Source organism: Acinetobacter sp. YH16042, assembly GCF_013417245.1.
Classification (GTDB): Bacteria; Pseudomonadota; Gammaproteobacteria; order Pseudomonadales; family Moraxellaceae; genus Acinetobacter; species Acinetobacter amyesii.
In genome coordinates this window covers 1-5,057 of record NZ_VPEJ01000050.1, presented here as the reverse complement: position 1 = coordinate 5,057, position 5,057 = coordinate 1, and the positions used below count along the sequence as shown (strand labels likewise).

Here is a 5,057-nt window from a genome sequence, read left to right as displayed (position 1 = left end):
GAAATTGAACAATACATCGTAAGTAAGGAATTTAAAAAAATATGCATTCTCATTGTTTGTTTAATCTAGTAATTTTTTAATGGTATAACTATACTTAATTATTGATAAATTTAAAGCGTCATGATCAAATATTCTTTGTAAAATCAACACACCTAACTCTGAAAATTAATTTATATTCATAAGTCACTTTTACTCAGTTCCAAATAAAAGATTCAAACAATAAGATTGGCTAGCAATTGATTAATCCATGCTTTGGAGAAAACAAAAGATTTTGATTAGGCCCACCTCATATCCAAGTAAGTTACTTAATTTTTAGTGACTTATGGTGGTCTGCCTTAAGAATCTTTATGCAATAGAGCCATAAACGAGCAAAACTCTACAAAATATTAAAAAAAATATTTACTCATAATTTTTAAATTTTACTCTTCACTCAACAATGCAATATATTGAAAATAAATAAATTACAAAAATATAGATAAACCTAATATAATATTCATAAACTTCAGTTTCTTTTTTATCTTTCCGATCAACAAATAACTCCCATTATAAATTAGATCAACAAAGATAATAAAAAAAACTACTGCACCAATAAAACTCCAGAAACCTATCCCAAAAAAGTAATACTTTATTAAAAAAATCAAAAACTCAATAATAAAAAAAATAGCTATAATTAGCCTTTTACAATCGTGATAAACTCTAATTACAAATTTATCCATTATTGTTCCTTTTTAAACTATCGATCCATCTCATTACGAACTGCATCATTATTTACTTCTTCAGTAGACATCAATTATTTAATACACATTGCGGCGGTAATGACCTGCTTTACGCAGTGTATGCAGTTGTTCAATGCCCAGTATCTCTTGCAAAGTGGCATCTACCGCTTTGGCCATATTCAAACTGCCGCAGATATAGAGACAAGCCCCTTGCTCTAGCCAATCAATCAATTCAGCTTTTTTTACAACTAGGACATCTTGCACATACTTTTCAGCAAATCCATCACGAGAAAATACCCGATCGATTTCTGCAATTTTACCTTGGTTTTGTAATTCATGCAGTTCATCAGCAAAAATTGCATCGAAAGCTTGTTGACGCTCACCATAAATTAACCAGTTTTGACAGTGCTCTTTTGCGACACGTTGCTTAAGATGTGAAAGCAAACCCGCCATTCCTGAGCCATTGCCAATCATAATTGCCGACTTAACGCCCTCTGCTAAGTGAAAATTTGGATTCGCACGAATATAGGCATGAATACATTGTCCAAGTTTTAAATCGTGCGTTAATAAGCCAGAATCTAAACCTAGTTCATCGCCATGCTGCTCTTGACGTACAACGAGCTCTAATTGTTGGTCATTACTGCGGCTAGCAATCGAATATTCACGTATAGGCAAAGGTTTAAAATTCTCTAACCACTCTGCTAGAGATTGCTGATGTGTCCGTGTTGGTATTTGTCTTAAATTTCGATCACGTAATTGTTCAATATGCAGATCATTCAATTCAGGATGAACCGACTGAAAATCTGCTAAAACTGCATGGTTATTTTCACATTGGATTTCGACGATATCGCCAGATTGCCAAAGCATTTCTTTTGGTACATCAAAAACCAAATGATATAAAGGTTGACCTTGGCTACCTGCATTTAATAAACAGCGAGATTTAAGCTGAATTTTATTCCATACCCGTGTTGACTGTTGCAAAGCCATATCGTGCTGAAAATGCTGAGAAAGTTGGATATTCCAATGCGATAAATCATCTGCAGACATTTGATCAACCGTGACGAGATCAAACCAAGCTTTCGCTTGAGATTGTTGCAAAAAATGATTTAAGCGATGACCAAATTCACAAAAATTGGCATACCGACGGTCACCCAATGCCAAAATTGCATAACTTTGATGGCTTAAATCCAACGAATGTTGTGCCAAATAATGATCAAAATGTTGTGCAATATCAGGCGCATCACCTTCGCCATACGTGCTCACAACCCAAATCACTTGATGTGCTGTCTTCAATTGTTCAACGTTGAAAGATTCAATACTCATCAATTCAACCGCTTGCCCAAATTGAGCCAAATGCTCAGCCACCTCGTATGATTGCTGCAGATCAAGTGTCTGCAAATGCACAAACCCTCGAAGTAGCCAATCATTTAATTGCTGAAACTTATGTAACTAAAGGTAAGCCGACTGCTCTACCAAAACTTACCAATAAAGGTTTTGAAGTTAAATTATTAACTCATCCGAGTGAACTTTATGAAGGTGAAAGCCTGAAATTACAGGTTTTAGTCGATGGCAAACCCGTTCCTAACTTAGAGTTGGATGTGTTTAAAGGTGCGAGCAGCTACGAACCAAATGAAAAGCGTGAAATGCCGCATGTGAAAACCAATGCAAAAGGTGAAGCTGAAATTAAATTTAGCGATGACGGCATCTATTTAATTACCGCGTCTTATCCTGAAGCAAATCCTGACAATACTAAAAAACCTGCGGCAGCGAACTATACTTATGGTTTGACTGTTCAAGTTAACGAATAAATTGATTTATTCTTAGTAAATGTTAATCACCCTGATATTGCATTGAAATCAATGCAATATCATTTACTCACATTAAAATCATATAAAACTCGTGTGAAACATGATTCATTAAAGATCTTTTAATTAAATAGAGTTTAATAATTTCACGCTTAGACTGAACGACTGAATAAAGACTATAATAAAAATTAAAAATTCATTCGCTATTTGCGAAATCTTCGAGCAATCATGTCCAAAAATCTTGCAACGCTGATTGGATTCAGTGCAATCTTACAATGGTCTTCTATTGTTGGTTTACTTAAGAAAATTAGTTTCAGTATTGGCCCTGATCTTGCTGTGCTCTTTATGTATACCTTGAGCGCAATTATTCTATTGCTCTTATTTAAAATTCCAAACCTTAAACTGGTTCCGCGCCAATTTTTGATATACGCCACTATTCTATTTGTGATTTATGAGTTGTGTTTTTCTTATGCCATTGCTTTGGCTCAAACAGCTCAACAAGCGATTGAAATCAGTTTGGTCAATTATTTATGGCCAAGTCTGACAATTGCCGCGTTAATCTTATTTAAAGAATTAAAGTTTAACTTTTTCGTAATCATTGGTTTAGCCCTTTGTTTGGGTGGCATCATTTTGATCCAAACGGGTAATGGAAGTTTTAACTGGTCTACAGTCTTTACGAACATTCAATCTAATCCATTAAGCTATTTTCTTGCTTTTATGGGAGCGAGTTTATGGTCACTCTACTGTGTGATTACACGTAAATACAGTCTTGGACATAACCCTATTTCATTCTTTTTCGTCGTGATCACGATTGTGCTATGGCTAAAAATGTTGATATTTCCCGGTATTCCGCGAATGCCTGCCGTAGACTTACATACCGGTATGTATATGTTGACCGTGTCCATTGTGACCGCTTTGGGTTATGCAGCGTGGAATGTAGGCATTATTAAAGGCAATATTACGATATTGGTGACTTTATCGTATTTTAGTCCGATTTTTTCTTCATTAATTTCAATGTTTATATTACAGACACCACTGAGTTTAAGTTTTTGGCATGGTGCCATTTTGGTGACATTAGGTTCGCTGGTATGTTGGATTTCAACCAGTTGGCCACAAATAAAAGCCAGATTAATGCAATTGCGCCATGAATAATATGAAGCAGTCACTTGGCTCATTTATCTTAAACTGAATAGCAAAACCGCGATTAGGCACAGCATATGAAGTAACTGTGTTGGTGCAAAATATAGAAAATATTTCCAGCCACCTGTGAGAAATGCATTCACACATTTTGAAATCGCATGGGCTGATAATCCAATCACCACAGCATAAACCAATGTTAAATTGTCGATATTACCTTGCATCACCACGGTTGCCATAGCTGCATGGACTTCAAAGAGTGATGCTAATAATGTCCCTAAAATTAAGCCTTTATCACCTAAAGCGAGATTTAATCCATAAACAAGTGCTTGGATCAAAGTAAGCGTGATGGCAATGATTGCCGCCTGTTTTAAGCTAAACATTCGACTATCAGTATTTTCTAACGGCACTGTTTCATTCGCCTCTACACGAAGCATTTCAGGTTCTGACTCTTTATTATGCTGAACTTGAGATGAGCCATAAATCAGATATAACGCAGCAAGGACCAATATCAAGATGCCGACGATACTTGGTATAACTAATATTTTAAACCAAGCAAAACTCACCCCAAGGACAATGATCAAAAGTTGAACCAATGTCGCAACACATGAAAAAAGTCCTGCCCCTGCATTACTTTTGGCACTGGCTTTTCCTGCTCGTACTTCCATACCTAAGCTTGCGATTGTTGCTGTGCTCGACACAAAACCTGATGCCAAGGCCGATAAGATAATCGCTTTATCAGAAGATAGAAGCCGCTTGGCAATGTGTGCTAATGACTGCACCACCAAGATCAATATCAGTAATTTTAAAATCACATAGGGATTTAATACAGAACCCCAATAGGCCTGATTCGGCGTTAAAGGTAAGGCAATTAGGATCAATGCCAGTAAAAAGACCCCATCTCTTAACTCATAGTCTTTGATCCAATGTGCTGCAAAATGATGTAAGCCTTTTTTTCCAAATAATATGAGGGTCAACACCACAGCCAAACACGCAGCAAGTGGAATATTAAAAACACAAGCGGCACCGATCAAATAAGTCATGACAAAAGCAAGTTCAGTGGTTGTTCCAATATCTTGTTTTTGTTGACTTAATCCATAATAGCTAAACATACTGACGACAATTGCACCGATCACACCAACAGCTAAATGGATTAAAAAACACAATGCTCCAAACAACGCACAAATGGTAAAGGAGCGTAAACCGGCAAAACTCTGTTCACTGTCCAAATTGTTGTTACGTTGACGCTCCAAACCGATGAGCAATCCACAGCCTAAAGCCGAAGCTAAAATAGTTAACAATGCTGGGAAGGATAATGTTTGTATGAGTATTTCCAAATTTAAGCCCTCCCATCAATACATTGTTTATATTGGCAATATAAATAAATAATAATAATAAT

At 36.0% G+C, this 5,057-nt stretch carries 3 protein-coding genes and 1 pseudogene; 2 read left to right on the top strand and 2 right to left on the bottom strand.

Going from position 1 to position 5,057, the window contains the following annotated elements; genetic code table 11:
* Positions 1 to 794 precede the first annotated feature (794 nt).
* Positions 795 to 2,039, bottom strand: coding sequence for a flavodoxin domain-containing protein (locus FTV37_RS16295; protein ID WP_373683590.1), 1,245 nt, complete (start codon positions 2,037 to 2,039; stop codon positions 795 to 797).
* Positions 2,040 to 2,065: 26 nt separating this feature from the next.
* On the opposite strand from FTV37_RS16295, the pseudogene FTV37_RS16290 reads away from it, so the two are divergent.
* Positions 2,066 to 2,524, top strand: a pseudogene (locus tag FTV37_RS16290) (DUF4198 domain-containing protein); the annotation flags it as partial.
* A gap of 225 nt (positions 2,525 to 2,749) precedes the next feature.
* Positions 2,750 to 3,673, top strand: a complete 924-nt coding sequence (yddG, locus tag FTV37_RS16285) for an aromatic amino acid DMT transporter YddG (RefSeq protein WP_180064277.1) — start codon at positions 2,750 to 2,752, stop codon at positions 3,671 to 3,673.
* A 23-nt stretch (positions 3,674 to 3,696) separates the two neighbouring features.
* On the opposite strand, the gene FTV37_RS16280 is transcribed toward yddG, so the two are convergent.
* Positions 3,697 to 4,995: an MgtC/SapB family protein gene (locus FTV37_RS16280; protein ID WP_180041435.1), complete on the bottom strand. Its 1,299-nt coding sequence runs from the start codon at positions 4,993 to 4,995 to the stop codon at positions 3,697 to 3,699.
* Between the last annotated feature and the right edge of the window lie 62 nt (positions 4,996 to 5,057).

Excerpts from the sequence above, each read along its gene's own strand:
- yddG (WP_180064277.1), top strand. The coding sequence starts at position 2,750 with ATGTCCAAAAATCTTGCAACGCTGATTGGATTCAGTGCAATCTTACAA.
- FTV37_RS16295 (WP_373683590.1), bottom strand. The coding sequence starts at position 2,039 with ATGAGTATTGAATCTTTCAACGTTGAACAATTGAAGACAGCACATCAA.